The 25,527-nt window shown below is 65.1% G+C and carries 22 protein-coding genes; 9 read left to right on the plus strand and 13 right to left on the minus strand.

Going from position 1 to position 25,527, the window contains the following annotated elements:
- Window positions 1–132: 132 nt before the first annotated feature.
- Window positions 133–2,379, minus strand: a complete 2,247-nt coding sequence (locus NO877_RS07515) for an amino acid permease (RefSeq protein ID WP_256395704.1) — start codon at window positions 2,377–2,379, stop codon at window positions 133–135.
- A gap of 339 nt (window positions 2,380–2,718) precedes the next feature.
- Between NO877_RS07515 and NO877_RS07520 the strand changes: the two genes are divergently transcribed.
- Window positions 2,719–3,153: a universal stress protein gene (locus tag NO877_RS07520; RefSeq protein ID WP_256395705.1), complete on the plus strand. Its 435-nt coding sequence runs from the start codon at window positions 2,719–2,721 to the stop codon at window positions 3,151–3,153.
- A gap of 4 nt (window positions 3,154–3,157) precedes the next feature.
- Here NO877_RS07520 and NO877_RS07525 read toward each other — a convergent pair whose 3' ends face one another.
- The 3 genes from NO877_RS07525 to deoC form a co-directional block, all read right to left on the minus strand.
- Entirely contained in the window at window positions 3,158–3,904 is a 747-nt protein-coding gene (locus NO877_RS07525) for an Lrp/AsnC family transcriptional regulator (protein WP_256395706.1), read from the minus strand.
- A gap of 42 nt (window positions 3,905–3,946) precedes the next feature.
- Window positions 3,947–5,791, minus strand: coding sequence for a formate/nitrite transporter family protein (locus NO877_RS07530; RefSeq protein ID WP_321169424.1), 1,845 nt, complete (start codon window positions 5,789–5,791; stop codon window positions 3,947–3,949).
- Window positions 5,792–5,856: 65 nt separating this feature from the next.
- The gene (gene deoC, locus NO877_RS07535) at window positions 5,857–6,504 is read right to left on the minus strand and encodes a deoxyribose-phosphate aldolase (protein WP_256395707.1); all 648 of its coding nucleotides are present in this window, start codon (window positions 6,502–6,504) and stop codon (window positions 5,857–5,859) included.
- A gap of 82 nt (window positions 6,505–6,586) precedes the next feature.
- Between deoC and NO877_RS07540 the strand changes: the two genes are divergently transcribed.
- Window positions 6,587–7,411, plus strand: a complete 825-nt coding sequence (locus tag NO877_RS07540) for a DUF63 family protein (RefSeq protein WP_256395708.1) — start codon at window positions 6,587–6,589, stop codon at window positions 7,409–7,411.
- A gap of 97 nt (window positions 7,412–7,508) precedes the next feature.
- A complete protein-coding gene (locus tag NO877_RS07545; RefSeq protein WP_256395709.1) occupies window positions 7,509–8,027 on the plus strand; it encodes a hypothetical protein in 519 nt (172 codons plus the stop codon).
- A 6-nt stretch (window positions 8,028–8,033) separates the two neighbouring features.
- Here the strand turns inward: NO877_RS07545 and NO877_RS07550 are convergent, their stop codons facing one another.
- A complete protein-coding gene (locus tag NO877_RS07550; RefSeq protein ID WP_256395710.1) occupies window positions 8,034–8,669 on the minus strand; it encodes a hypothetical protein in 636 nt (211 codons plus the stop codon).
- Between the two features lie 141 nt (window positions 8,670–8,810).
- On the opposite strand from NO877_RS07550, the gene NO877_RS07555 reads away from it, so the two are divergent.
- From NO877_RS07555 to NO877_RS07565, 3 genes are all read left to right on the plus strand, one after another.
- Window positions 8,811–9,536: a guanosine phosphorylase gene (locus tag NO877_RS07555; protein ID WP_256395711.1), complete on the plus strand. Its 726-nt coding sequence runs from the start codon at window positions 8,811–8,813 to the stop codon at window positions 9,534–9,536.
- A 115-nt stretch (window positions 9,537–9,651) separates the two neighbouring features.
- Window positions 9,652–10,368: a single stranded DNA-binding domain-containing protein gene (locus tag NO877_RS07560; protein WP_256395712.1), complete on the plus strand. Its 717-nt coding sequence runs from the start codon at window positions 9,652–9,654 to the stop codon at window positions 10,366–10,368.
- 110 nt (window positions 10,369–10,478) lie between these two features.
- Entirely contained in the window at window positions 10,479–11,018 is a 540-nt protein-coding gene (locus NO877_RS07565; RefSeq protein WP_256395713.1) for a hypothetical protein, read from the plus strand.
- A 72-nt stretch (window positions 11,019–11,090) separates the two neighbouring features.
- On the opposite strand, the gene NO877_RS07570 is transcribed toward NO877_RS07565, so the two are convergent.
- Both NO877_RS07570 and NO877_RS07575 read right to left on the minus strand, forming a co-directional pair.
- On the minus strand, window positions 11,091–11,792 hold the full coding sequence (locus tag NO877_RS07570; protein WP_256395714.1) for a DUF2270 domain-containing protein: 702 nt from the start codon (window positions 11,790–11,792) through the stop codon (window positions 11,091–11,093).
- Window positions 11,793–11,868: 76 nt separating this feature from the next.
- Window positions 11,869–13,353, minus strand: coding sequence for a hypothetical protein (locus NO877_RS07575; protein WP_256395715.1), 1,485 nt, complete (start codon window positions 13,351–13,353; stop codon window positions 11,869–11,871).
- A gap of 156 nt (window positions 13,354–13,509) precedes the next feature.
- Between NO877_RS07575 and NO877_RS07580 the strand changes: the two genes are divergently transcribed.
- Window positions 13,510–17,604: a PAS domain S-box protein gene (locus NO877_RS07580; protein ID WP_256395716.1), complete on the plus strand. Its 4,095-nt coding sequence runs from the start codon at window positions 13,510–13,512 to the stop codon at window positions 17,602–17,604.
- Window positions 17,605–17,763: 159 nt separating this feature from the next.
- Here the strand turns inward: NO877_RS07580 and NO877_RS07585 are convergent, their stop codons facing one another.
- Window positions 17,764–18,165 carry an ArsR/SmtB family transcription factor gene (locus NO877_RS07585; RefSeq protein ID WP_256395717.1) on the minus strand — a complete coding sequence of 134 codons (402 nt, stop codon included), beginning with the start codon at window positions 18,163–18,165 and terminating at the stop codon, window positions 17,764–17,766.
- A 198-nt stretch (window positions 18,166–18,363) separates the two neighbouring features.
- On the opposite strand from NO877_RS07585, the gene NO877_RS07590 reads away from it, so the two are divergent.
- Together NO877_RS07590 and NO877_RS07595 are read left to right on the plus strand one after the other, a co-directional pair.
- The gene (locus NO877_RS07590; protein ID WP_256395718.1) at window positions 18,364–19,521 is read left to right on the plus strand and encodes an FAD-dependent monooxygenase; all 1,158 of its coding nucleotides are present in this window, start codon (window positions 18,364–18,366) and stop codon (window positions 19,519–19,521) included.
- 122 nt (window positions 19,522–19,643) lie between these two features.
- The gene (locus NO877_RS07595) at window positions 19,644–20,039 is read left to right on the plus strand and encodes an ArsR/SmtB family transcription factor (protein ID WP_256395719.1); all 396 of its coding nucleotides are present in this window, start codon (window positions 19,644–19,646) and stop codon (window positions 20,037–20,039) included.
- A 57-nt stretch (window positions 20,040–20,096) separates the two neighbouring features.
- Here NO877_RS07595 and NO877_RS07600 read toward each other — a convergent pair whose 3' ends face one another.
- The 5 genes from NO877_RS07600 to NO877_RS07620 form a co-directional block, all read right to left on the minus strand.
- Entirely contained in the window at window positions 20,097–21,059 is a 963-nt protein-coding gene (locus NO877_RS07600) for a hypothetical protein (protein WP_256395720.1), read from the minus strand.
- Window positions 21,060–21,272: 213 nt separating this feature from the next.
- The gene (locus NO877_RS07605) at window positions 21,273–22,184 is read right to left on the minus strand and encodes a hypothetical protein (RefSeq protein WP_256395721.1); all 912 of its coding nucleotides are present in this window, start codon (window positions 22,182–22,184) and stop codon (window positions 21,273–21,275) included.
- A 175-nt stretch (window positions 22,185–22,359) separates the two neighbouring features.
- Complete coding sequence (locus NO877_RS07610) at window positions 22,360–22,719, minus strand: ArsR/SmtB family transcription factor (protein WP_256395722.1); 360 nt, start codon at window positions 22,717–22,719, stop codon at window positions 22,360–22,362.
- A gap of 188 nt (window positions 22,720–22,907) precedes the next feature.
- Window positions 22,908–23,678, minus strand: a complete 771-nt coding sequence (locus tag NO877_RS07615; protein ID WP_256395723.1) for a creatininase family protein — start codon at window positions 23,676–23,678, stop codon at window positions 22,908–22,910.
- A 91-nt stretch (window positions 23,679–23,769) separates the two neighbouring features.
- Window positions 23,770–25,491, minus strand: coding sequence for a sensor histidine kinase (locus tag NO877_RS07620; protein ID WP_256395724.1), 1,722 nt, complete (start codon window positions 25,489–25,491; stop codon window positions 23,770–23,772).
- Between the last annotated feature and the right edge of the window lie 36 nt (window positions 25,492–25,527).

Here is a 25,527-nt window from a genome sequence, read left to right on the forward strand (position 1 = left end):
CGGGTGTCGAGATCTGCTTCCTCGTCCCGGTAGTATAGTCTCAGTGAAAAATATCCGACCAATCATACCAAAGGGTTAGGAGCGCCGCCCTTAATCCGTTCGACTGCGCTCTCGGAGAGGTGAGTCGCCGAATTACCGGCCGAACAGTCGCTCTTTGAGCGACCGTTTCTGTGGCCGTTCGGCCAACAGCACCGACGAGTCGACGTCGTTGAGAACCTCGAAGGCCAGCGAGCCGCGGACCAGCCGCGAGAGCAGTCCCTCACGGGTGGCGCCGATAATGACCATCGAGCGGTCTTCGGCGTGGCGGGCGATGGCGTCCTCGACGTCGCCGGTGGTGTCGACGATCCGCTCGGCGTCGTCGAGCCCCCGTTCGGCGGCCCACTCCGAGAGGAACGTCTCGCCCTCGCTTTGTTCGGACTCGTCGTCGACGACGTACAGCAGCGAGACGTCCGACCCCTCTTCGAGGAGTACCTCGGCGACCTCGGCGCTGAGATCCGAGCTGTATCCGCCTGCAGTGGGAACCAACACATCCGAGAGGTCGAAGCTGCGGTCTTTCAGCACTAGGAAGTCACACGGCAGGTCGCCCGTGAGTTCGTCCAGCGGACTTTCGACGCGGCCCGCCGCCAGCGGGGAGTTCGGGTTCCACCCCATCACGACGAGATCGGCCTCGTCGCTCCGGGCGGCGTCGAAGACCTCCTCGAACGACCGATGAGAGACGACCGTTTTAGTCTCGACATCCGCGTCGAAGGTGTTGGCGTCCTCGCGGGCGGCCTCCAGGAGCTTCTTCGATTCGGCATCGATCCGGTCGACGTGTTCGGAGCCCCCATACAGTGGCGTCTGATCGGGGACCTGGACGATGTGTGTGGCGACGACAGTGCCGCCCTTGGCTTTCGCGATGAGGCTACCGAGTTCGATCAGATCCTTCTCCGTTCGGGGGTTCGACAGCGGGACCATCACGCGATAATCGCTGTTGTCGGGCTGGACGGTCGAGGCAGCCGAGACGGCCGCGTCCGGCATTTCGTCGGCCCGATCCAACACGTACTGGCCGAGATAGCCCTGATGGTCGGTCTCGCCGCGCGCATAGAGGAAGTACCACGAGACCGCGACGACGACGAACAGCGCCGACAGCGCGATCTCGTTGGGATTCATAAAGCCGATCAGCGCCAGCGAGAGGATCGTTCCCACGATGGGGGTGATCGGGTACAGCGGCACCCGGAAGTCCGGATCGTACCCCTCCGGATCAGTCTCCCGGAAGACGATGAGCGCGACGTTCATCAGCGCGTACACCATCAAGTGGAGCACGCTCGCTGCCTTGGCGAGGATTTCGAGGTCCCGGCCGAGGAACGCGATCAACACGAGGATCATCCCGCCGGTGAGCGCGATCGAACGGTACGGCGTCGCGTAGTTGGGGTGGATCTCGTTGAGCCAGTCGGTGACGATCTTGTCGCGGCCCATCGCGAAGTTGATCCGGGCCGACGAGAGGATCGAGGCATTCGCGCTTGAGGCGGTCGCCAACAGTGCGCCGAGCGTCATGATCGTCGCGGCGATTCCTGCCAGTCCGCCGGGGAAGGCGACACGTGCAGCGTCGGCGACCGGCGCGTCGAGGCTGAGTTCCGGCCACGGGACGACGCCGAGCATCACGGTGACGAGAATCGCATAGATGACCGTCACGATGCCGACACTGCCGATGATCGCAATCGGCAAATTGCGTCCTGGATTCTTCATCTCCTCGGCGACGGTTGCGATCTTCGCATAGCCGAGAAACGAGACGAACACGAGCGCGGTCGCCGGAAGTATTGCGCCGTAGCCTTCGGGTGCGAGTCCCCCCTCGCTGATGAGCCTCGCGTAGTCGAACGAGAGCCAGCCAGCGATAGCGAACACACCGAGGATCGCAAGCAGCGTAAAGACGATAACCGTCTGAATACTGCCGGTCTCCTTGGCTCCGATGTAGTTGATGGCGACGAAAATTCCGCCCGCAATCAGCGCGCCGATCTGGATGTCGTTGAGAAACAGGACGCCGGGGATCGGCGCGAGCGTCGACAGATACTGGCCGAAGCCGATGCTGTAAAACGCGCTCGCAAAGGCGAGTCCCATCCAGTCGCCGAGTCCCGCAATCGAGCCGAACATCGGCCCTAAGGCACGGTTGACGTAGTAGTAGCCCCCACCGGCTTTCGGCATCGCCGTCCCGAGTTCCGAGATCGACAAGGCGTTGACCATCGCGATCACGCCGCCGACAACAAAGGAAACGACGACGATCGGCCCGGCCTCCTGGGCCGCCACCCCAGGCAGCACGAAGATACCGGCCCCGATCATCGTCCCGATCCCGATGGTCATCGCCGAGACGAGGCCGAGGTCCTTGGCGAGTTCCTCGTCACCCATCAGTACTCACTCCTCGGCGTGGTCGACTCGGTGGCATCAGCTGTCCGACAGGCCGTCGATCCGTTGTGTGTCGTATCATCGCTGTGTTCGAAGCAGGCGAGACCCGATCGACCGACGCGGCGGCCCGCTGTCGTATCGACTCGCCGCATTGTGGCCACATATATCTGAGATCCCCTCTTAATTCGTTCGGCAGAGAGTTGCGTATTGAGTAGTTGTATATTTAAGTCCATTTTTGAATACCTAATTATATTGGTTTATAATACACGTAGTCGAAGCATTGTCGGCTGTCGTGTCCGGGTCGCACACAATACTTATCCGATCGGTTCGTGTTGGTTCGGTATGGATCAGTCAGTCGACACCGAACTCCTCTCGCATGTGCTCGTCCCCGTTGCGACCGAAAAAGACGCCCGGGTGACTGCCAAACAGCTCGCCCCGTACAGCCCGGATCATGTGACTGCCCTCCACGTCGTCGAAAAGGGCAGCGGCGTCCCGGACAAGACCCCGGTCGAGCAGTCCGAGGAAATCGCCGAGAAGGCGTTTGCGGCCGTCCGCGAGGAGTTCCCGGAGGCCGACGATCACACCGCCTACGCGCGGAACGTCGTCGAAGCCATCTTCGAGGCCGCCGCCGAGGTCGAGGCCAGCGCGATCGCCTACCGTTCGCGTGGCGGCAACCGTCTCGTCCAGTTCCTCTCTGGGGATCGCTCGCTCAAGCTCGTCACGAACGCCGACCGCCCCGTGATCGCGCTCCCGAACGTCGAATCCGGCGACGAGTAGTCGACTAGTCTCGGTTCCGGAAGGCCGCGATCGTCTCGTCGCTGATCCCGCCCCGTGAAAACAGCGTAACCAGATCCCCCGCCTCGATCCGCGTCTCGCCATGGGGCGTCAGTACTTTTCCGTCGCGTTCGATGGCGATGACGAGCGTATCGTCATCGACGATACCACGACGGCTCGCCTGCGAGAGCTGTCGGCCGACGATCGGTGCCTCTCCGCCCGCCGTTACTTCGACGATCTCGGAGCCGCCAGCCAGACTGGTGAAATCCGACAGCGTCTTGCGACGCTCCTCGGGTTCCGGGCCGTACGGCGAGTAGGGGTGAACTGACTCGGTCTGGACCAGATCCTCGTCTTCGATCTCGATGCCGAGACTGGAGATGGCCCGGGCAATCCGCCGGAGGTCGTCGATCGACTCACCGACCGCCAGCACGTGGAGGTTCCGCCGACCGGTCATCAGTTCACGGACGTTGACCACGCCGGGAATCGCCCGCACCTTGCTCGCATACGACTCGCGTTCGGCCACTGGCGCGTTGCAGAGATAGAGGTTGGTGAGTCGGCCGTCGGCGGCCTCGAAGTCGACGGTCGCGTGGTAGCCCGTGATCACGTCCCGTTCTTCGAGACGGGCGATCCGGTTGCGTATCGTGGCGGCTGAAACATCGACTGCCTCGGCGATCTGTGGGGCCGAGGTGTTGCGGGCGTCGGCCATCAGCTCGTAGATCACCCGCTGGTCGATCGTATCGAGTTGCTCGTCCATACCTCGGCCACACAGCCGACTCAAAAGACGCTTGTCCTCCGGCTACGACTCCAGCTGCGGTTCGGTTCGTTCGTGTCGCCCCCGTCCGAACAGCCGCTTGAGCAGCGAGCGCGAGGAGGGCCGTTCGGCCAAGAGCACCGAACACTCGACGTCGTGGACGACGTCGAGATGGAGCGAATCGGTCGCCAGCCGCGAGAGCAGTCCCTTCTCGGTCGCGCCGATCGCGATCAGTGTCGCATCCCGGGCCTCGCGTTCGATGGCCGCCTCGACATCGCCGGAGTCGTCGACGATGAAGGCGGCGTCTTCGAGCCCGTGGTCCTCGGCCCACGTTTCCAGGAAGGCTTCGCCCACCTCGCGGTCGGCGGGACTGTCGACGACATGGAGCAGCGCGACCTCCGCGTCGGTCGTCGCCTGCAGGGCCGCCGCAACCTCGGCGCTGAGCCCCGAGTCCGGGCCCCCGGCGGTCGGAATCAGGATACGTGAGGTGTCGAGCCCGCGGTCGTTGATGATGGCGAAATCACAGGGCAGCTGGTTGGTGATCTCGTCGAGGGGTCGCTCGGCACGGGCGGCGTTCCAGAGCTGATCCTCCCCCCACTCCATAACGACCATATTCGGTCGGGTGCGGCGGGCCATGTCGAAGACCTCCTCGAAGGAGTGGTGGCTGGCGAGCGACGAGACCCTGATGTTGATGCCACACTCCTCGCCGAGGGCGTAGATATCGGCCATCCGCTTGTCGGATTCGGCCTCGATCCGTTCGGAGTTGCCGCCCGTTGCCAGCGACATCTTCTCGGGTGCCTGGACGATGTGGACGACGTGGACGGTGGCGTTTTCCCGGTTGCTGGCGACCCGGCAGGCGAGTTCGACGATCGGGATATCCGTCCGTGGGTTCGTGATCGGCACCATGATTCGGTAGCGGTCCTCGCCGACAAGGGCGGCCTCGGCGGCATCCAGGATCGGCACGTACGACCGGCCCGCAAACCGGCCGAAGGTCCATTCGGGAAGGGTGAGCCGACGGTCGAGCCCTTCGAACCGGGCGGATTCGAGCCGCTCTTCGCTCGTCTGGAAGTAGTTGACCACCGTCACCAACACCACCCCGCCGAGGGTGTTCCCAAGCAGGACGGGCAGTACGAAACTGGTCATCCCGGTGAACAGTGAGTAGTTCGTCTCCAAGACGAGATAGATGACCTCGGTAAATGAAACCACAACGTGGAACAGGTTGCCGTTGGGGATCGCAAGGAAGGCGAGATAGACGACCAAGAGCCGCGAGACGGTATCACCTGCTGCAAACCCGACCCAGACGACACCGGCGACGATGAGTCCGGCGAAGACGGCCTTGAAAAACAGCGACCACCACTCGGTCTGCAGCGCCCCTTTCTCGGCGATCTCGATGGCTTTGAGTTGGCTTTCGGGTTCGAAAATTCCGCCGTAGACCAGCGAGACCGCACCCATTGCCCCCCCGAGGAAGTTGCCCGCCAGCACGATGCTCCAGTGGCGAAACAGCGTCGGAATACTCGCCAGCCGTTCGAGCGTCAGCGCGACCGGCGGCAGCGTGTTTTCGGTGTACAGCTGGTAGCCACCGATGATGATATAAATAAATCCAAGCGGGTACAGCAGCGTGCCGACGACGGCGTTGTCGGCGGCCGCCGACATCGAGACATAAAGCAGGAAGGTGATCGTGATCGCAAAGCCAGCGGCGACTGCACTGAAGAACAGTTCGCGGCTCCCGGAGGTTACCTCCTCGTCGGCCGCCGCCACGACGCGCTGAAACACTTCATCCGCCGAAAACCGGTCGCGGAGGACCTCGCCGACCGCGGGCGCGCCGCTCCTGGATCGCTCGACGGCATCCCGAACCGAATCTTCCGGTTCCCTCTCGTTCGACTCACTCATTACGGTGCCACAATCGGTTCCGAACCTAAGGTGTTGGCTTTTCGATTCGCTATCGGACCGCTCGGCTACTCCGGAGCTCCGGCGAGAACCTCGACCCCAGCCGAGGCCCCGATCCGCTCGGCTCCGGCCTCGATCATCCGGATCGTCGTCTCGTAGTCGCCGATGCCTCCGCTGGCCTTGACAGGGAGATACTCAGACATGAGCGCGACGTCCGCGACGGTCGCCCCGCGTCGCTCGGCATCCGCAAAGCCGGTCGACGTCTTGACCATCGCGGCGTCGGCATCGACGGCTGCCTCACAGGCGCGGTGTTTCTCCGCGTCGGTCAACAGCCCGGCCTCGATGATCACCTTCACCGGAATCGGTACGGAGGCCACGATAGCCGCCAGCTCGTCGGAGACGGCCTCGGTGTCGCCTGCTTTGAGCCGACCGACGTTGATGACGACATCCAGCTCGTCGGCCCCGGACTTCCACGCCGAGGCCGCCGCTTCGCGTTTGATTCGGCTGGTGTCTTGGCCGTGCGGGAAGCCGATAACGGTTCCAACGGTAAGCGTAGGCGGTGCCTTCTCGGCGGTAGCCTCGACATAACAGGGCGGAATACAGACGTTCATCCCGTGGTCGACGGCTTCTTCGACCACGCGGTCGACATCCTTGGGGGTCGTCTCCGGCCCCAACACCGTGTGATCGATCCGGGCGGCGAGGTCCCTTCGGTCCATAGGCGGTCGACGGGCGGGTGGGTTCATAAAGGTCGCTTCGGCCTTCGGTACTGTTTTTAAATCGAGCCGACTGCCCCCAAGTATGGTCTTGCTCCCCGAAGGGTTCTCGCTGCCGCCGCTGCCGTATCTCCTCGGCCTGCTGGCCGCAGCCGTCGCCGTCGGCTACGGACTGGCCAGCCGACGGCCCCCGGTCACCGCCCGCCACATCGTTGGATTCGCACCGTGGATGGTCGTCGGCTCCGCGCTGCACGTGCTGTACGTGGTCGACGGGCTGCCGCCAGCGGTCGCGCCGCTCGGTGGGACGGCGGCGGTGTATCTGACAGTCGCGTCGCTCGCGGGGGCGGTCTGGCTGGGTGCGGCCTCGGTTCGTCCGGCCCGACAGGTGCCGCAGGCTATCGCCGGAAGCGGCCTGGTGGTCCTGCTGCCGGTGATCGGCAGTGCGCTCGCCGTCGGGGCCGACCGCGGCACGCTGGCCCTGGGTTGGCCTGCGGCGATCGCGGTCGGCTCGGTCGTCCTCACCGGGGTTGCGTGGGTCGTGCTACGGCAGCTCCGGCCCGCCGCGGCGGCTACCACCGGCTCGGTCGGCCTGTTGGCCGTCTTCGGCCACGCCCTCGACGGCGTTTCGACGGCGGTTGGGGTCGACGTGTTGGGCTTCGGCGAGCGGAGTCCGGTCTCGCGGTGGATCATGGCGTTCGCCGACCGGCTGCCGACTGCTGAGGCGCTGGGCAGCGGCTGGCTGTTCGTACTGGTCAAACTGGCAATCGTCGGCGGTATCGTCGTCCTCTTTGCGGACTACATCGAGGAGGAGCCGACCGAGGGTCTCCTGCTGTTGGGCTTCATTGCAGCTGTCGGACTCGGCCCCGGCGTCCACAATCTGTTGCTGTTCGCTGTGACTGGCGGCGGCTGATCTCGCAACCCCGGTACGTTGATCGAACGGTCAGCCGAGGGCAGTCGGCTCGTGTGTCTGACAAGGTTATATACGTCCGATTGCGCAGTGTGTAGATATGCATCGCTTGCCGATCGTTGCTGTTACGGCCGCCGACCCGCTGTCATGGCAGGTGCTGGTCGCGGTCGGCGCGTTGGCCGGACTGGTGGCTGCGGTCGTGATGGACTGGCCGATGAGCCGCCAGCCCGACGGCTTCACCCCGGCGGCGGTCGCCGCAGGGATCGTCACCCGACAGCCAGTCGAGGCCGTCTCGTTTCCCGAGCTTCTCATCGTCCACCACGCCGCTGGCCTGCTTGCTGGTGTCCTCTATGGGGTCGTCGTACTCGGAGTTGCCTCGGGACTGCCGGAACTCGTCCGGATCGGCGGCCTCGATCTCGTCGCTCATCTGCTGGCGGTCGGCCTCGTCGTCGGCTTCATATACGTCTTTTTCGCCCACTTCGTCCTGCGGCGGGCCGGTGGAAAGAGCTACGAGGAACAGGCGACCGCGATTCGGGGCCAGTGGCTCCGGTCGTCGCTGGTCTTCGGCCTTACGCTGGCAGTAGTGGTGCCGCTGGTGGCACTCTCGCTGGCTGGCTGATCGGGATCAGTCGTCCGTTTTGTCGGTCTTTTCCTCGATCTTGCTTTCGATTTCCTCGGTCTGTGCTTCGAGTTTCTCCTCGACTTTCTCCTCGACCTCGTCTGTTCGGGGCCGCCGGTCGACCCGGTCGTTGATGGCTTCGAGCTTCTCGATGACCTCCGAGACCTCCTTGCTGACGGTCCGTTCGACCGTCTCTTCGACCGTCTCGTCTACGGTTTTGCCGACCGTCTCGTCGACCGTTTTCTCGACGGTTTCGCCGACCGTTTTTTCGACTGTCTCGCCGACCGTTTCGTCTACGGTCTTCTCGACTGCCTCGTCGACTGTCTTGCTGACCGTTTCGTCTACGGTCTTCTCGACGGTTTCGCCGACCGTTTCATCTACAGTCTTCTCGACTGCCTCGTCGACTGTCTTGCTGACCGTTTCGTCTACGGTTTTCTCGACGGTCTCGGCGACCTCCCGCGTCATCCAGTCGGGGTCGAAGCGGGCCATCTTCCAGACGACGTGGAGGATGTACGACAGCAGGACGCCGAGGCCGAAGGCGACGCCGACACGGTTGCCGACGACGACGAAAAGCGAGATCGCCGCGAACAGCAACAGCCCGTAGGCCAGATCGACCAAGAAGTCGACGCGGTTCGGATTCATCGATACTCACCGGCTGATTGCGGCTGTTTCTCCATCATATACTGGCTATTTGCGTTCAACGGGGGAAAAGGACGTGATTGGGCCGCGGGCCGCGACTACCGACATCGGACGGTTTTTGTCGTCACCGCCGGACCGGTAGCTATGGCCAAACAGCCGCATCTGCTGATCGAGACGGGCGATGTACACGATCTGGCGATCATCCCGGGAGACCCCGGCCGCGTCGACCGGATCGCCGAGCAGTGTACGAACGTCGAGTTCATCGCCGAAAACCGCGAATATAAACTGATTAACGCCACCTACGAAGGCCGAGAACTGACCATCTGTTCGACCGGGATCGGCTGTCCGTCGGCCGCGATCGCCATCGAGGAACTTCAGGCCGCGGGCGTCGAGACGGTGATCCGGTGTGGGACTACTGGCGCACTGCAGGCCGACATGGAGATCGGCGATATGGTCGTCGCTACCGGCGCGGCCAAGGAGGAGGGAACCACGAAACGCTACGAGTCGGCGACCTACCCCGCGGTACCGGACTACGAGGTTCTTCAGGGACTTGTCGACGCCGCCGAAGCAAATGACGAAGACGTTCACATTGGGCCGATCGTCTCCGACGATGCCTTCTATGCCGAAAGCGACGACTACGTCGACGACTGGGAGGAAGCCAATCTCCTCGCTATCGAGATGGAAGCCGCCGCAGTCTTCTCGCTCGCACGACGCAAGGGGATGCGCGCCGGTGCGATCTGTACGGTCGACGGCAACCTCGTCGAAGGCACCCAGAAAGGGGCCGATGGCGACGAGGAGCTGCCCGAAAAGGCGAAAAACAACGTCGAACGCGCGATTGCGATTACGCTGGCTGCGGCCGCCGAGTTATAAGCCGATTTCAGCGACCAAGGTTTATAAATAATATAAAAAGGAAACCAACGGGTATGTCGGTATCCGAACTCATTTATAACTGGTCGTGGCTCGTCGGTCGGCGGGGTGCCGACTGATGTGGCTCGCCGCCCTCGGGGTCGTCTTCGTCGGTCTGGGCGTCGCTATGGGTTGGTACGGGCTTCGACCGCTCGCGGTAGTTCCGCGACTCCTTCGGCGCGGGGTCCAGGAGCCCTCGACTGTCTCCGAGCGTTCGTTCGTCGTCTGTCGTGGGACTGCGACCCCAGGCGAGGAGGGACCGATTGCCGCGCCGTTTACCGGCCGGGAGTGTCTCGGTTTCGAGTTCGAGGTGACCGAACGCCAACCCTCGGTCGTCGGCCTCCCGTGGTTCGACAGCTACCTCGACGACGGCGTCGCGACGACGGCGTTCGAACTCGACGGCAGCCACGGCAGCCTCGCGGTCGACCCCTCGCCGCGCCGCTTTTCGCTGGATACCGAGCCGACGGTTACCACCGTCGGCCCAAGCGAGACGCCGTCGGATCGAATCCAGCAGTTCCTGGAGGTTCGTGAACTCCCGGCGGTCGCCCGCTGGCTCGCGGCGATTCCGTTCTTCGGTCGCCGCCGCTTCGTCGAACGTCGGATCGACCCCGGTGAGGAGTATCTCATCGCCGGGACCGTCGACCACCGGGCAGGGCGGCCCACGTTCACGGACGATCACGTGATCACCGATCGCTCGCCGTGGGAGTTCGCACTCGGTCGGCTTCGGACTGCCGTGCTTCCGGTGGTCGTTGCTGTCGTGTTCGTCGCGATGGGGTCATGGGCACTGCTCGCATAGGGGAGGAGCGTCTTGTCGGCTGGCTACGCGACACCAGCGTGTTCGCAGCGGATGTTCGTTGATAGTCTCCGGATAGAGAAGCTTATGCTGTCGAGTAGCGCCGACAGCGTATGGTATCCCGTCGAACACTACTGTCGGCGCTCGGTGGAGCAGTAGCAATTGCTGGCTGTCTCTCGGGAGGGCCAGACCCCGACCCCGTGGCAGTCGCCGAGCCAGCCGAGACGGACGAACCCGATGACCGCGCGGCGGCCGTCGAGCCGACCGACCCCGAGTCGGCGGCGTGGCGGTTCTACGAGGCGCTGCTCGGCGGGGAGGCCGATGCGCTAAACGACCGGCTGGTCCACCCCGAGTCGCCGGGCTACCCGGTCGCGGCCGCCGACCTGCCGCCCGAACGGTTCAGCCAGTTCGAGACGGTCCGGATCGCCGACACCGAGGCGGTCTCGGTCCAGGATCGGGTCGTCCAGGAGCTCTACCCGAACGTGACTCGGACCTCCCGCACTCGGAAGGCGATGGGGGCCGACCGGATGCAGTACGTCCACACTCGGTTTTATATTACGCGCCCCGACGACGACGGCGTCTACGAGGCCGATACCGTCGACTATCTCGTCGAAGACGACGGCCGGTGGTACGTCCGCTATGAGGGCCCGTAGGACTGCCGCATCCCCGGCGAGGCTCCCGCATTGTGGTCGCGTCGACGGCCACACAGAACGCTCCCAGTGTCGCTACTCGTCTTTCCACTCGCCCGATTCTTCGCCGTGGATTTCGCCTTTGGCCTCTCGGCGCAAGGGCCATTTGGCAACCACGAAGACGCCGAGGTAGAACATGCCGAGTAGCGTGGCGACAACGATGCCATCCACGCCGGGGAGTGCTGCGGCCTCGGTCCACTGTGATTCGGGGGTAAACAGCGTCACCTTCGCCACCCATGCTGCGCCGACAATGACGTACAACAGTGCGTAAATCCGACGAACACGTCGGGAGAGCGCCTCCAGTGTGGTTACTTTGAACGTTTGGTTCCGGAGGTCCTCGCTCAACTCTTCACGCCACGCCTCGTGTTCGACGCCCGTTGGATCGATCGCGTTGGCGAAGACGTTCTCCTGGAAAAAGCGCACTCGCGCCCGGTAGACATCGTAGAACCGGTAGCGCCGGATCTCGAACCACAGAAAGACACTGAGTATAAGGATGCCGACGAGCAGGAGGAAGGCGGGCATCTCCGGGCTCGCAAACACGACCGACAGCAACGCGGCCAACACCGTAATCGCCCAGTTCGTCGTCTGATCGATCCGATCCTGCGCGGTGGTGGCCTGACTGATCTCCCCCCGGTAGTAGTGGGGAAGCACCGACAACAGGGTCTCCGGATCCTCCGCGACCCGCGCGCCGACCTCTTGGTCGGGTGAATTCTCCGTGCTATCGTAATCATCAGCCATGGACGAGACGACGACCGCAACGTCCATAGAACCATGTTGTCACTCGGCCCAGTGCCGAACCACAGCCGCGAACGAGTCAGTGTGACCGGGTTTCGCTGTCGACTGTCTCGGTCGTCTCCGACGGCGAACGGGTCGCTTTCTCGGGCGGATCGTCGGGATCCGACAGACTGGCAGCGAGAAGCGAAAGCGGGAGCATGAGGACGCCGACGACACCTATGATGACTGGGAGCACAAACAGAATCAGGAAGGACGGTCGGCTATCGAACGGGACGAAGGCCCCACCGGCGACGACGAACGCGGCCACCGCGCCACAGAGGGCGGCCACCGCCGACCGCGTCACGTCGAACCCATCCCCATCGACCGCGAGTCCGAAGGCCGGAGCAACCGCAAACGGGAGATGGATCGCCATCGCGTGGATGACCGTCGGTACGAGTCCCGTGAACCGCGGGTTGCCAGTGCCGAGTCCCGGCAACAGCCCGCCGACCGCGAGCGTGGCGGCGAGACCGACCGCCAGCGCGCCGCGAACCGAGCGGAGCCAGTCGGGACGCTCGATGGCCGCTGCGCCGGTACCGAGGTAGATCACCCCGACGCCGAGGAGGGTCGCTGGGAGCACCCGGAGGGCGGCGAGCAGCCCGACGGCGAGGCCGATTCCGGTGACGCCAGCGGCGAACCAGTTGACATCGGTCGGGAGTCGGTCGGTATCGAACAGGAGTGGGTCGACGTCGGAGCGAAGCAGGTCGGCCTCGGTCGGCGTCCAAACAGTCCAGCGCACCACGGCGGCGATACCGATCAGGACGAGCCCGAAGACGACTGCCGCGGGGAGCACGATGTCCCGCACGTTCGAGAGCCAGATCGGCAGCGACGCCAGCGTGAGCGCCGCGTCGACGCGAGTCGAGCCGGTTCCCGGTTCCGCATAGGCGATATAAAACTCGTGGTACAGCTCCGCCCGGTCCTCGGTCGCTGCCGTTCGTTGCCACGTCACTGTTCCCTCGGAGACGGTCGGCAGCTCGCTGTCGGTCGCGTACTCGTCGTCGATGATCGAGCGGGGATCGTTGGCCACGACCGCCCCCTCGGGGCCGCTAATCGAAACCCGATCGGCGTTGAGAACCAACCCCCAACTGCCGCCTGAATGGAAGTAGTCGGCGACGAGCACGCCAGCATGGCGGCTCCCGGCGTCGGGGTCGTGGAACCGGATCTGGGCCGTCCCGTTGTCGACGGTCGCCGACTTGAGCCGCACCGACCCCGCCGACTCCGCTGCCACCCCCTCACTGACGGTCGCCTCCCGCGCGATGGGCCTGAGCCGTTCGGGGTTGGCTGCAAGCCGCTCGGCGCTCGCCTCGGTAAGTCGGTTCGTGACCATCCACGTCGCCGATCCGTTGGCGTCGAGCCGGATCTCGGCTGTAGAGTGGGTGACGTTGACTGAAACTCCCTGCTGTCCGGCGGCCTCCTCGAAGGACGAGCCGCACGGCCCACAGACCGGTTCCGGCGGTGAGCTGGCGATCGCCGGTGCGGCGAGACACACCACGGCAAGGAGACCAACCAGGAGACCAACGCGTTTCACTGCCTCTACGTGTCAGCCACCCGAATAAATGTCTTCTGGACGGAATCTCACGCCAGCTACTACATCGTCCGGGATGAGACGCTTGTAAACGCGCCAAGTAGTTGAGTGGCTTTTATATTTCTCCCAGAAGTTCATTCGAACGATACACTGCTACATATGAGTGGACCCCGCCAGCAACTACAGGTGACGGTGGTCGGCAACGGGGATGTGGCGTCCCTCGACAGCACGGCGGCCACCGACCGGAGCGTGTCGGTTTCGACGACGGGGGTCGATGGGCTCTCGCCGCAGGGCATTGAGGCCGACTGTCTGGTCGTCGACGGACCGAACATCGAGTCGTGGGACGGGCTCGTCGACCGCGTTACTGACCGCCGCCCACGGCTGCCTGTCGTCGTTCTCGTCGAGGGGAGCGTCGCCGCCGGGACGGTCGGCGACGCCATCGAAGCCGGGGCGGCCGACTACCTCCCCCGGTCGCTCTGGTCCGAGCGGCCGTCGCTGGTGGCGCGCCGACTGGCCTCGGTCGTCGACGAATCCGAATCGGTCTCCGCCGACGAACCCCCGGCGAATCCCGACGCGGGAACGGACTCGTCGGCCGACCGGCTGCTCGATGGGACCGCTCGCGGCCTCTTCGAGAGCGTCTCCGACGGCCTCGTGATCCACGAGACGGAGACGGGGACGATCCTGGACTGCAACAGCCGCTTTTGTGAGCTAACCGACTACAGCTGCGCGGAACTGCTCGGCCGGACAGTCGACTGCGTGGTCGCGACCGGCGAGGAGTACTCCTACGAGCAGGCCAGAGCGCGGATCAGACGCGCGGCCGAAGCGGGGCCACAGCTCTTCGAGTGGCGCGGCGAAACACAGAGCGGCGAGACGTTTCCGGTCGAAGTCCATCTGGATCAGACGACTCTCGACGACACCGAGTGTGTGGTGGCGAGCGTCCGGGATATCACCGATCGCCGGGCCCGACAGCAACGACTGGAGGCTGCCCGCGACCGCCGGTCGGTGCTGTTCGAGAACTCGCCTGACCCTATCGTCACGGTCGCCCGCGAGGATGGCCAGCCCCACATCACCGAGGTCAACACCGCTTTCGAGGAGACGTTCGGCTTCGACGAAACGACGGCGGTCGATCGGCCGCTGTCGGAGGTTGTCGTCCCCGAGGAGCGCCAGGATCGCCACCGACAGCTTCGGGCCCGCGCGCAGTCGGGGGACTCCCTCGAAGCCGAGGTCAGGCGGGAGACTGCCGACGGGCTCAGGGATTTCCTGATCCGGGTCCTCCCATACCAGACCGACGACGACAGCCGCGCCTACGTCTGGTATACCGACATCACCGACCGGAAGGAACGCGAGCGGGCTCTCGAACGCGAGCGCGACCAGCGGTCGGTGCTGTTCGAGAACAACCCCGACCCTGTCGCTGGCCTCGAATTCGTCGACGGAGAGCCGATCATCCGCGAGGTCAACCCCGCCTTCGAGAACGTCTTCGGCTTCGACGCCGAAACGGTGCTTGGCGCGACCGTCGAGGAGGCCGTGGTGCCCGAAGGCGAACGCGAGGCCCACGATCGGATTCGCAGGCAGGCGGCGGCGGGCGAAACCATCGAGGACGAAGGTCCCCGGCGGACTGCCGACGGCCTCCGGCAGTTCGTCTTTCGGGTGATCCAGTTCAACGACGATCCAGGAACGACCGACGCCTACGTCTGGTATACCGACGTGACCGAGCGCCGACGCCACGAACGGGCCGTCGAGACGCTCCAGGAGGCCACCGGGCAGATGCAGCGGGTCAACAGCCACGAGGCGGTGACCGATATTGCGGTCGAGGCCGCCCGCGAGGCGCTCGACCTCCCGGTGACGATCTGCTGGCTCCAGGACGACGAGACCGCCCGCCTCGATCCGGTTGCGGCGACCGACGCAGCCCACGAGCGGGGGCTGTGGAAGGCAGTCACACCGGAGTGTGCGGTGTACGATTCCTTCGAGGCCGACGAGATGGCCCAGTACGGCCCGGACGAACACGGTGTAGATAGCCCGCTGTCTGGACTCTTTTTGCCGCTTGGAGACCACGGACTGCTCGCGGCGGGCCACGAGAACGGTTCGTATGACGACGTAATTCTCGACGTCGCCGCCACGCTGGCCGAGCAGACCGAGACCGCACTGAGTCGGGTGCAACGCGCCCAGGAGGTCCGTGAGAGCGAGCGCCGCCTCCAGGCGATCGTCGACCGGATCGACGAGGCGATCTTCCTGGCGCCGGTGCCGGATCTGAACGCGACCGACATCGAGCCGGACTTCGTGAGTTCGGGCTACGAGGATATCTGGGGCCAATCGCTCGAAACCATCCACGACCGCCACGAGGAGGGGTTTTTCGGGACGATCCACCCCGAGGATTACGAGGGGTACGTCGGGTTCATCCAGCGGCTCATGGCGGCGGTCGAAGCCGGTGATCCGGCCGCCAGCTACAGCCGCGAGTACCGAATCCAGCGACCCGACGGCGAGGTTCGGTGGGTCCACTCGGATTTCTACCCGACCGACTGGGCCGAGGGGCCGCGGCGAATGGTGATCGCCAGCCGGGATATTACCGCCAGGAAGGAGCGCCACCGCACTCTCGAATCGTTCCACGACGCGACCGCCGAGCTGACGACTGCCGACACCGTCGACGAGGCGGGGCGGCTGGCCGTCGAGGCCGCCGCCTCGGTTTTCGAGCTTCCGGCAACGGCGGTCTACCACTACGACGCCGATACCGCCACCCTCGACCCGCGGGCGACCGGCCCCGAACTGCCGCCGCCAGCGGAGCTACCGCCGCTTGATGCCGACTACGAGCAGGTCTGGGAGGCGTTCATCGGCGAGGGAATGACACGGGTGACCGTCGACGACGAGCCACCCCTCGCGGTCGGCCCCGCCGAGGAGCTGTTGGTGTTCCCGCTGGGCGGCAACGGCGTGTTGGCTGTCTGGCGCTCCGGCGAAACGTTCGACACCGACGCCGCCAGCATCCTCGCAGCGACCCTTGAAGCCGCCCTCAACCGCCTCCGCGGCGAGCGGCAGCTCGAGTCCCGCCGGAAGGAGCTGGAGGCCCAGACCGAACGCGCCCAGCGCCTCGATGCGGTCGCCGAACTCACCCAGCGCGTCGAGGCCGCCATCACGACGACCTCCTCTCGGGAGGGGATCCAGGAGGCCGTCTGCGCCGAACTGGTCGATGTCGAACCCATCTCGGGGGCGTGGATCGCCGCCGCCGAGGTCGGCACCGACCGGCTGACGCCGCGGGCGGTCGCCGGGGTCGACCGTGATCACGTCGAGCAGGCCCTCGCAAGCAGTGCCGACGGCACCGATCCCCATCCCGCCGTCGAGGCGTGGCAGCGCGGCGAGGTGCGGGTAGTCTCGGATCTCGTCGGGAGCGGTCGGCGGAGCGACTGGCGGCAGCTCCTGCTGAAAAACAGTGTGGGCGCAGTGTGTGCGGTGCCGCTGGCCTACAGTTCGGTCACCTACGGCGTGGTGACGATCCTCGCCGACGATCCCGACGCCTTCGGCCAGCGCGAACGGGAGGTGCTAGCCCAGCTCAGCCGGTCGATCGGCTACGCCATCACCGCCATCGAGCGACGGCGGGCGCTCGAATCCGACGACACCGTCGAGTTGGAGTTCGAGGGTCGGGAGATGGATCTGCCTGTCGCTCGACTCGCCGCCGAGACGGGTTGTCAGGTTCGCCACGAGCGGACGGTGCGCCGACAGGACGGCTCGGTCAGCGTCTACTACAGCCTGCGCGGCGAGCTGCCCGAAGAGATCGAGACCGACGCCGCCGAGATCCTTCCTGGATCGGTCACGGTCGTCTCACGCCAGGAGGGCGAACTCGTCGTCGAGCGGCAGGGATCGTCGTGGTTCGGCTCGCTGATCTCCGAGTACGGCGGCGTGCTCCGGCGTGGCCGGGCGACTCCCAGCGGGCTCTCCCTGCTTGTCGAACTTCCCCAGGAGGCCGATGTGCGAACGATCGTCGAGCGCCTCCAGGCGGCGTTCCCGGCCCTGGAGCTCACCGCCAAACGCCAACATCGGGAGACGACATCGACGCCGAGCGATGCCCGCAGCCGGATCGAACAGCGGCTGACCGACAGACAGTACGAGGCCATCGAGACGGCCCACGCGATGGGCTACTTCGAGTGGCCCCGGGAGAACAGCGGCGAGGAGGTCGCCGACAGCCTCGGGATCACCCAGCCCACCGTCAACAAACACATCCGGCTCGGCGAGCGCAAGGTGTTCGACTTCCTTTTCGACGGCGAGTAAGCTCCGGTGGTGACGGTCCCGGTTCGAGACGACCGAACAAGGGGAGAAGATGCGGAACGAGTGTGGGAAGTGAGTTTGATAGAGAGTTAGGGAAGCGAGTGTTGGAAAATGAGTTTGGGAAGTGAGTGTGGGGAGAAGTGATGACGGCCGCACGGAGAACTAGTGGGTGTGGGTGGAATGGACGGTCCCGTCGAGGCCGTCCTCGCAGATTCGAACCGACAGCCCTCCGAGGGTGCGGCGGAACTCCCGTTTGTGGTGGCCATCGGTCGAGGAGGCAGGCTGAGCGTCGACGATCCCCGCGTCGATCAGCTGCTCTAAGCGACGGTACACCGTCGGACGGGACATCTCACACCGCGCGACGAGGTCGTCGGCCGACAGCGGCTCATCGTCCAGCGCACAGAGGATCCGACAGGCGTACTCGTCGCTGAGCAGCGCGAGCAGCTCGTCGATCCCCGTCGCCGTGGCGACACTGCGGTCGGTCGACTCGGAGTCCGAACCGCTTTCGGGCGTCGAATCCGTCTCCGACGGGGCGTCCGTTGTGGGGAGTGGCTGGGCCGTCATCACCTAGGGACAGCACCGTCTCTCACCCAAAGCTACTGGAAACACAGATTACCATTCTCTCTGAAAGGGGGCTATACATATTGATACGGACCGCGCGTTCGATCCCGCGCCGACGGGCCACCAGTCGGCAGCTACGAACTTTCTGACTCAGAAACACCCGCGCCCGCTTTAGGGAGGTGGCCCCCCGTCAGTCGACCCATGTCACAGTCGCCGCTCGGACGACAGCGGTCGGTGTTGGTCGTGGGACGCGGCCTCACCGCTGCGGCGACTGCTGGCTTTCTGGAGCAGGCGGGGCTTGATCCGGTGGTGGCATCGACCCCTACGGGTAAGACGCCCACGGGCGGAACGGTGCTGTGGCGGCCGGGGTTGGTGTTGCTCGAACGGATCGGCCTCCGGCGGCCGGTCGAGCGGCTCGGGACCCACCTTCTGGACCGTCACTGTCTCACAGCCGATCGATCCTGGACGGCCGAGAACGGCGACCGGCCCTCGCTGGTCGCCATCGACGACAAGCGACTCAGCGAACTGCTCGACCAGTACGTTCGGACAGGAATCCGGGAGATCGACAGAGCGGTGAGCGCCGTCGAGCCGACAGATGGCGGCGTGCGTACGACGTTCGAGGGGGGAGTGACTGAACTGTTCGACGCGGTGGTAACGGCCACCCCATCGCTGGTATCGGATCGGCCCGAGGCGTCGAAGGCCGTCCACAGCTGGCGGTTCAGCTGGCCAGCTGGACTTCCGGACCCGCCCGCCCCCGCCGAGGCGTGGGCCGAGGGCCGTGCGGCACTGTTCGATCCGGTCTCCGAGGGAGTTCACGTCAGTCTGGTCTCGACGGCCGACGTCGACGCCGCGGCCGCACTCTCCCTCGGCGAGCTCGACCGACGGTTCGGTCGCCTGGTCTCGTTCCCCCTCGCCGCAGCCGACCGGCCGAGTGCGGCCGACCAGCCGAGTGGGCCGTTCGCGGCACTCGACCAGCGGGAGCTTCGATACAGTCGGAACCGGCTCCAGGAGCCGACGACGATTGCCGACCGTGGGATCGTCCGCGTCGGCTCGGCGGCCCGCAGCTCGATTCCCGGCGACCCGCTGACTGCCGCACTCGGGATCGAAGACGGCTGGGTGCTCGCCGACGCGTTGGCCTACGGCCCCGACAGTGTCGGGGCGGCACTCGCCGACTACGAGCGCCGCCGCCGTCATCGGGAGCGTGCGCTCGCCGCGGCCGTCGGCGAGGCGGCCGAGGCCTGTCCCGCCGACCGATCGCCGCCACTCGCTCAGCTCGCGGCCCGCCGACGGCTCGCGTTCGGTCACGTTCACGACGGCCAGCCCCACCCGCTGGCCGAGTCGATCCCACAGCGGCTCTGAGCGGTCGTCTCCCCGCCTGCATGGCCGACATCAATATAGATAGCCTCCTGGAGCAGGCGCTATCAGTCTACAATGACCGCACGGATAGGGGGCGCAGTGGACTACGGTGGGATACGATGTCGATGAGCCACGATGACACAGTCGTCCAGTCGCGCGAACCGCGATCCGAGTCGAGCGACGAGTCGCCCGACGAGCCGGTCGTCGCCCGGACGAGCGGCGAGCCGCCGGAGTTGCTCACGCTGTTGGACGACGAGTACGCCCGACGGATTCTCGGGCTCCTCAGCGAGGGGGCCCATCGGGGGCGGGAGCTCAGCGAGCGCTGTGAGTTCTCCCGACCCACGGTCTACCGGCGACTCAACCGTCTCGAAGACGCGGGACTGGTCAGAAGCGAGCTCCGCCTCGATCCGGACGGGAACCACTGCAAGGAGTTCACCCTCGCCCGCGATGCCCTCCGGATCACGTTCGATGACGGCGGCCTCACGGTGACCGCCCACACCGAGGCCGCCGAGCCACGCTAAAGAAAGACCGACCTTGTAGAAGCGACTGCGAGAGCGATTGAGCTGGCCGCGCCTCTCTTACAGCGAGTCGACGCGTTCCAACCGGTCGGCGTATTCTTCCATGCGGACGAAATCGACGGTCACCCAGTAGTCGGTGCCGTCGTAGGCGAGGAGCCACTCGCCCTCGCGGGCATCGACGAACAGGGCCGGTTCCGCGACGAGCCGGTCGGCGATGCTCTCGAAGGCCGCCTCGTGGTCGGCGTCGAGACTCCCCTGAAAGTACGAACCGTCCTCGATGACGGTTTCGAAGAACGCCCGTTCGGACTCGCTCAGCCCGGTCAACGAAAACCGGTGGCGCTCCCGGAGTTCGCGGCCGAACGCCGCCAGCGTCGGGGCGCGTTCGGTCGTCGTGTAGCGGTAGATGTCCTGTTCGACCGTCGTCGACCGGACGTCGACGCTCACCGGGTAGCCTGCGATGGCGATGGTGTCGTACTCCGGCTCCGGGACCAACGCGGAGTCGGCCTGCTCGGCGTCCGAATACCGGTGCTGGAACGTCGCCCGTGGCGGCGACTCCTCGGCAGCGTCCTCGTCGGCGTAGCGTTCGACCCGCCGCCGAAAGAGCTCCAGCCGGTCGCGGTCGATCTCCGGCAGCTCGTCGAACGCGACGTCCGTCTCGCGGTCGTCTTCGTGGACGGAAAGCGAGACGACGTACTCGGTTCGGGTCTCGAAGCGGCCGGTCGACTCCCAGTGGAGGTCGTACACCGTTCCGTTGGCGACGACCGGTCGATTCGGCTCGAACGGCGGCCGCTCGGCGGGGCCGTCGGTCGCGGCCTCCGTGGCGTTGGCGGTCGCGTTCGCTACGATCGCCGCGTCCTCCCCACCGGGTTCGGGCCGGATCGTCGCCCGCTGGCCGATCTCCCGGTCGGTCGAGACCCGATCGACGAACATGGCGACATCGGGGTCCGCACAGCCTGCCAGCCCGGCCATCATGCCCGCCGCGCAGGTCGCCAGCAGCTGGCGTCTCGAAACCTTCTGCTTCATGGTCGACCCAACACCTGCCGATCCTATAACCCTCAGCCACTGTTTCAGGAAGTGAAACGTCAGTGGTCGCCCTGTCGACTGCGATAGAACGGACCCAGATCTCGGACGGCGTGGTCTTTGGCCTCGGCGGTCGTCTTTGTATCGAAGCGGTTGCACCGAGCGGTTCGCCTCCGGCGGCACGGTGAGACCGATCGTGTTCTCAGCCGTGAGAGCCTAGTCCCGAACCCACTGGAGGAAGATGTCCAGATCCTGGACGAAGCTGTAGGCGATATACCCGAGCAAGCCGACGATCAGGACGGCCAGTGGAACGTACCGTTCGAACCACAGGCTACCGGCCACAGCGAGGAGCCCCCCGACAACGGCTCCCTTCCGCAGGACCTGCCGCCGGAGCCAGCGTCGATGTCCGTCGAACCCCTGATCGGAGACCAAGAGCGGCCTCTCGGCAGTACCATGGAGCACTGGCTCGCCCTGCTCGATACGGAGTTCACCGCTGACGCTGACGGTCGTTCCCTCACAGAGCGGTCGTGCTTCCAACAGATAGCGATCCAGATTCACGTCGTCGTTGTGTCGCTGCATGTGGCCAGCAAACCGGCGGAAAGAGCGATGCTCAAGACTGTTCCGGAGATACGTGTACCACGAGTTCCACAGATTCACCGAGAACCGCTGGGTGTTCGTGATGCCGCCGATTTCCAGCTCCGCGATCTCATCGCCCCCGGTCGTTTCGACGAGCCATCCTGGATCGATGCGAACCGTCCCGCCGTCGATGTCGACACCGACTCGACCCCACTCGATCCCGGAGGCGAAGGTGTGCCAATGCTGGCGTTCCCACCCCCACTCACTGATCGTGAGATCGCTGTTGGTGTTGTCCGGCAACCGGGCCCGCCAGAGGTAGCCACCGACTGGTCGCGTGGCGGTTTCGACGACTGCCTCGCCGGTTTCGACCGGGGCTTCGACGACGAGCTCACCGGTGAGTGCAGCTGGCTCCCCGTCGACGATCGTCAGTTCGTTCGTCTCGGTCGAGGGGAGTGACCGGAGCACGAACAGCCCAGCGAGCAGTCGATAGCCGTGCACCGATGAGACGACCCCGAGGATGGTGATTACAATGAGGACGATTGTTGGCGGCATCCGTGTGGATGATCGTATGAGACGGCCGCTGTTTGAAACCAGTGAACGGTTCTATTCTCCATTGGGACTGGTCTCTCCTTCGGTCGGCTTGGAGCTGCCCGGGGTAATTCAGTCCCGCCAGCGCCGGACGACCGCGACCAAGAGCAGCGCGCTCAGGGCGGCCGCGGCGAGCTTTTTAGTACTCATCGCCATACTCCTCCGGCTGTGCGGTTTCGAGCAGCAGCGCGGTGTCGACGGCGTAGTAGAGGTTCATCTCACAGCCCTTCTCGGAGTAGACGGTGTCGACCACGCGGATCAGCCCCACATCGGTGAGTGTCCGGAGGTGATAGCTGGCGTTTTGGATCGAGGTGTCGGCACGCTCGGCGATCTCGGAGGCGGTCAGCGGTTCGGTTTGGACGCTCCGGAGGATCGTTCGGGCGGTATCCGAACCCAGCGCGTCGAGTACCTCGTCGAAGCCGTCGGTGCCGAACTGGATCGTCCGCGGTTCGGATTTCGACTCTCCGGCAAGATCGGGACGCGTCGAGAGGGTATGCATCAGTCGCTCACCTCCTGGATGGCTCTCGGTGCCCGTCCTGATCGATAGCCCGTTCGGCCGCTCGTCTGTCGGTTTCGATACATTGTCTCTGTCGAGTCCGACGGTCGGATGCGGGTTAAATCGGACCGACCAGTTTCTGGGTGAGAAACTCACGTCTCCGATCGCGTCGGCACAAGTAGCGAGGCGGTTCAGACGTGATCTTTCGGCATGAGCTCCGCAAACGGCCGAGCGGCCAGCCACTCCGAGAGGTCGACCAGTTGGTCGCTCGCCGCCTCGAACAGTCGTCGGCCGGTTTCGGCCGTTGCGTCGGTTTGGTCGCCGAGGACGCCGTTGTCGGTGTTGTCGATGGCGTCATAGAACGTCCGGGCTCCGTGCTGTCGCATGGTCGCCTCATCGAAGCTCGTCAGCCCGCCGTCGCGTGCCGCTTCGAGTCGGTCATCGTGGACCAGCTCCGGCCGGAGATGCTGGATCAGTGCGGTCTCCTTCGGCCCGCCGTGGGGGCCGTTCTGGGCAAACGCCTCGTCGACGAGGTCGGGAATACTCTCGTTCCACATCCACTCGATGGCGTAGATCGTCCCGTCGTCGCGGAGCCGTCGGCCGACCTCGCGGAGATGTTGGACGTTGCCGCCATGGGCGTTGACGAAGATCACCCGGTCGATGCCGTGGTACGCGAGGTTCCGAGTGAACGATTCGACGTAGTCGCGGAACACCGGGGGTTCGACCCACATCGTGCCGTGGAACTGGCGGTGGTGTGGGCTGACACCGATGTTGATCGTCGGTGTACAGAGGAAGCCCGTCCGCTCTGCGGCAGCGCGGGCGAACCCCTCGGCGATGATGTGGTCGGTGCCTTCGGGAAGGTGCGGCCCGTGTTGTTCGGTCGATCCCAGCGGGACGATCGCCAGCGACTCCTCGTCAAAGTAGCGTTCCAGATCCGGCCACGCTTCGTCGGCGAGATACATACGCACAGGAGACTCTCTGGGTACATGGGTCTTGAGGACGTGACAGTCTCGGGTGCGTCCGGTGCTTTTGGAGTCAACGAGGCCAGCCGACTCAGTCGGCCGCCGACCACTGTTTGCTGATATCCCCGATCTCGAATCGCGCGCCCCCGCTGTCGCTGTCGGTCACAGCCATCGTCCAACCGTGGGCGTCGACGATCTGGTCGACGATCGCCAACCCGAGGCCCGTGCCGTCATCGTCGGTCGAGTAGCCGTCTTCGAGTACCCGATCGCGGTCGCTTTCGGGAATCCCAACGCCGTCGTCGGCGACGTAGATCGTCGCTTTCGTCGGCGTCTCCTCGCCGATCCCGACAGCGATCGTCAACGGGGCGGACTCATCAGCCTCGCCAGCATCGCCGTCGCCATCTGCCGTCCCATCGGTGCCGTGGTCGATCGCGTTCCGCATGAGGTTCTCGAACAGTCGCGTGAGTCGATCGGGGTCGGCGATGATCCGGGCGTCGCCGTCGATCGACAGCGCGGCCCCGTTTGTCTCGGTGTGGTCCCACGCCTCGCGGGCAATAGTCTCGACGGAGACGGGCTCGGGTTCGGTTACCTCCTGTCCTTCGCGTGCCAGTTCGAGCACGTCGTCGATGATCTCCTCCATGCGCTCGGTGGCCCGCTCGATATCGTCGAGGTGGTCGAGATCGCCCGTGATTCGGGTCTGTTCGATGTAGCCGTTGGCGACGTTGATCGGGCTCCGGAGGTCGTGGCTGACGAGGCTGGCGAACTCGTCGAGCTTCTCGATCTGGCCTTCGAGTTCCCGCTCGTAGCGCTTCTGCTCGGTGACGTCCTGGAGCAAGAACAGCCAGCCGACGTGGTGGTCCCGGCCATCGCGGATCGGCGTCGACTCGATGTGGTAGTAGACATCACCGAGTTCAACCGTCTGCTCGCTGGTGTCGACCGTTTCGGTGAGTTCCTCGTAGGCGACCTGCGACTCCGGTAGATCGAGGGCATCAGCCACGCTTGAGCCGATTATCGACGGCTCGACGTTGATCATCTTCCGGCCCGCCGGATTGATGTCGATGATCCGGTCGTCGGTATCGACGACGACGATCCCGTCTCTGACAGTATCGATCACCTTCTCGCGGGCGATCGGCGAGAGGTCGACGAAGCGGTACTTGATGATTGCGACGGCGAAGAAGGCACACATGAACACGAATCCCAGCGGCGTGGTGTCGAAGGCGACCAGTTCCGAGAGGAAGACGGCGTTCATCGGCAGCGGCGCGAAAACCCCGGCCGCCAGCAGGACGGCCTGCCCCCGGTAGAGCGCGCGGTTCGTCCTGACCAGCAGGTCGGCGACGAGCAGCGCGGTGATCAACACCAGTAGATAGGCGTACGTCGAGTGAATCCAGAAGGCCGGACCCCACTGCTGGTCGACGCCCAGCGGTGCGGCCGGATCGAGACTGACAAAAAAGAGGTCGCCGGGGTTGAGGAAGACGAACACCACGAGCAAGAGGGGATGGATCGCCAACAGTTTCAGCACGGTCGGCGTCACGTACCCCTCGCGGCCGGTGTATTCGAGTGCGAAGACGACCACCGCGGGGAGCCCGACGGCGACCCCGAGATACAGCACCCGAATTCCGGCGAGGGCGACTGCCTCCCAGGGGAGCGTCGTCAGGAACAGCCCGAACGACCAGACGGCCGCCGAAACCCCGGCGACGCTCAACGGACGGGCGGCGGTCGTCTCGCGGTGCCGCCAGAGGACCACGCCAGTTACGAGGGCGATCAGGGTGGCGACGATATAGATCCCGCCAACCGTGAAGTCGCTCACAACCATTTTGACGTCTCGTCTTTCGTGGGTAGCTCGTTATAT

Source organism: Halohasta litorea, from assembly GCF_024494645.1.
GTDB classification, from domain to species: Archaea; Halobacteriota; Halobacteria; order Halobacteriales; family Haloferacaceae; genus Halohasta; species Halohasta litorea.